Source organism: Roseococcus sp. GW821-FHT12F05, assembly GCF_058806835.1.
This window is the reverse complement of sequence record NZ_JBXAQB010000040.1, coordinates 1-2976: the sequence shown is the minus strand read 5'-3', so window position 1 is coordinate 2976 and position 2976 is coordinate 1. Positions and strand designations below refer to the sequence as shown.

Sequence of the window (2976 nt, the reverse complement as noted above, 5' to 3'; positions counted from 1 at the left end):
GCGAGGTAGTTCCAGAAGGTTCTCTGTCCGAGGCTGATATGGGCTTCGACGGGCATGCCTGGTGTGAGGGTGACGCCCGGCAGTCGCGCCATCTGATCCGGGTCGACCTGGATCTGGGCGCGGTAATGCGAGGCGCGGGTCTGCTGGTCCACGGTCACGTCGGCGGCGACGAAGGTCACGTGCCCGTGCAGCGCGGGCACGAGCCTCTGCCGGAAGGCCGGCAGGCGGATCTCGGCGGGCAGGCCGGGATAGACGACGTCGATGTCGGTGGGCTGGACCTGGACCTCGGCGACGAGGCGGTCCTGGGCGGGCACCAGCTCCATGATGGGATCGCCGGCGCGCAGCACGGCGCCGAGGTTGAACACCCGCAGGTTGACGATGGTCCCGTCCTCCGGGGCGAGGATGTCGCGGCGGGTGGAGACGTCGGCCGCGGCCCTCAACCGCTCCTCGGCCTCGGCGAGGCGCCCGGCGACGTCGCGGGCCTCGGTGCTGGCCTCCTGGAGGCGCTGGTCCACCGCGCCCTGCCCCTGGCTCTCGGCCTCCTGGATGGCGGCCTGGGCGCGGCGGATCTGGCCCTGGAGGTCGGCGACGGTGCCCTCGACGCCGGCGAGGGAGCGCTGCAGGGCCAGCAGCTCGGGCAGGCGGGCGAGGCCCTGGCGGACGAGGTCGCGGCGCATGGCCTCTTCCTGGCGGAGCAGGAGGATCTGGCGCTGGGCGGCCTCCATCTGGCCTCGGGCGGAGGCGATGTTGGCCTGGGCCTGGTCGCGGCGGTGGGCGAGCACGGCGAGCTGGCTGTCGAGGGCGGCCTGGCGGGCCTGGAACAGCGCGCGCTGGCCGGCCAGCGCCTCGGCCACGCGGGGGTCGGCCGAGGCGGCCAGCAGGTCCGGGGGAAAGCGGATCTCGGTGGCGCGGGCGAGCTCGGCGGCGAGGCGGGCCTGCTGGGCGAGGAGGGCGGCGCGCTGGGCCTGGGCGGCGAGGCGGGTGGCGCCGGACTGGATGTCGTCGAGGCGCAGGACGACCTGGCCCTGGCGGACGCGGTCGCCGTCGCGGACGAGGATCTCCTGGACGAGGCCGCCCTCGAGGTGCTGCAGGGTGCGGCGGGTGCCCTCGACCTTGATGAGGCCCGGGGCGAGGGCGGCCTCGGCGAGGGGGGCGAGGGTGGCCCAGGCCATGAAGCCTCCCCCGAAGCCGACGAGGGTGACGAGGCCGAGGGTCAGCGCGAGGCCGGCGCGGGGCCGGTCGGGCGTGGCGTCGGGCGTGGCGATCAGGATGGCGGCGGACATCAGGCGCGGGCTCCGGCGGGGACCAGTTCGATGGGCGGTTTGGCCAGGGGGTGGGCGGGCGCCATGAGGCGCTTGAGGACCTCGGCGCGGGGCCCGAACATCTCGGCGGCGCCGTCGCGCAGGACGAGGACCTTGTCGACCTGGTTCACCAGGGCGGGGCGGTGGGAGACGAGGACGACGGTGGTTCGTCGGGCCTTGAGGTGCTCCAGCGCACGGGCCAGGGCGAGCTCGCCCTCGCCGTCGAGGTTGGAGTTGGGCTCGTCGAGGACGACGAGGCGGGGGCTGCCGTGCAGCGCGCGGGCGAGGCCGATCATCTGGCGCTGTCCGCCGGAGAGATGGGCGCCGCCCTCGCCGATCTCGGTCTCGTAGCCCTGGGGCAGGCGCAGGATCATCTCGTGGCATCCGGCGAGGCGGGCGGCCTCGTAGACGGCGTCGGGGGAGGTGGCCTCGCCCATGCGGGCGATGTTTTCCAGCACGGTGCCCTCGAAGAGCTCGACGTCCTGGGGGAGGTAGCCGAGGTGTCGGCCGAAATCCTCGCGCTGCCAGAGGAAGACGTCGGCGCCGTCGAGGCGGACCTGTCCGATGGAGGGGGGCAGGGTGCCGATGACGAGGCGCAGCAGGGTGGTCTTGCCGGCGCCGGAGGGCCCGATGACGGCGAGGCTCTCGCCGGGGGCGAGGGCGAGGGCGACGCCCTTGATGAGGGGGGCGTGCTGGCCGGGCAGGGCATAGGAGATGCGGTCGATCTGCAGCGCGCCCTGGGGGGCGGGGAGGGGCAGGCCGGGCGGGCGCAGGCGGGGGAGGGCGAGGAAGGACTGCAGGCGGCGGAGCGCCTGTCGGGCCTGGACGAGCTGCTTCCATCCGCCGACGACCTGCTCGACGGGGGCCAGCGCGCGTCCCATGACGATGGAGGCGGCGATGGAGGCTCCGGCGGTGAGCTGCTGCTGCAGGACGAGCCAGGCGCCGACGCCGAGCACGGCGAGCTGGAGGAGGAGGCGGAGGAGTTTCGTGAGGGCGAGGCAGGCGGCGGCGCGGTCGGCGGCCTGGTCCTGGGGGGCCTGGGCGTCGAGATGGGCGCGGCGCCAGCGGGCGGTGAGCGCGGGCATCATGCCCATGCTGTCGATGACCTCGGCGTTGCGGGCGACGGCCTCGGCGCGTCGGTGGTTCTGCAGGGCGGCGAGGCCGGACTGCTGGAGGGCGCGGGCGGTGAGCGCCTCGTTGGCCAGCGCGAGGGCAAGGAGGAGGAGGGCGCCGGCGAGCGCGATGGCGCCCATGAGCGGGTGGAGGAGGAAGATCATGGCGAGGTAGACCGGGACCCAGGGCAGGTCGAAGAGGGCGAGCATGCCGGGGGCGCCGAGGAAGCCGCGGCACAGGCCGAGGTCGCGCAGCGCCTCCATGCGGTAGGGGAGGCCGCGCAGCTGGGCCTCGATGGCGCGGGCGAAGCCCTCGGGGGCGACGCGCGCCTCGATCCAGGCCGCGACCCGCTGCATCACCACGCCGCGGCAGAACTCCAGGACCGAAAGGACCACCAGGGCGAAGGACGCCAGCAACGTGAGATACAGCAGAGTGTCCAGGTTCCGCGTCGCCAGGACACGGTCGAACACCTGCATCATGTAAATCGACACCGTCAGCTGAAGCAGGTTCACCACGCCCGAGAACACACCCACCACACCAAAATACGCACGACAACGGCGGA

The 2976-nt window shown here is 73.9% G+C and carries 2 protein-coding genes; both read right to left on the bottom strand.

The features are described from left to right. A partial coding sequence (locus AC1ROY_RS33920; protein WP_493153371.1) for an HlyD family type I secretion periplasmic adaptor subunit occupies positions 1–1283 on the bottom strand: 1283 nt, incomplete at its 3' end. Continuing rightward, on the bottom strand, positions 1283–2976 hold a 1694-nt coding region (locus AC1ROY_RS33915), incomplete at its 5' end, for a type I secretion system permease/ATPase (RefSeq protein ID WP_493153370.1). The genes AC1ROY_RS33915 and AC1ROY_RS33920, both read right to left, overlap by 1 nt.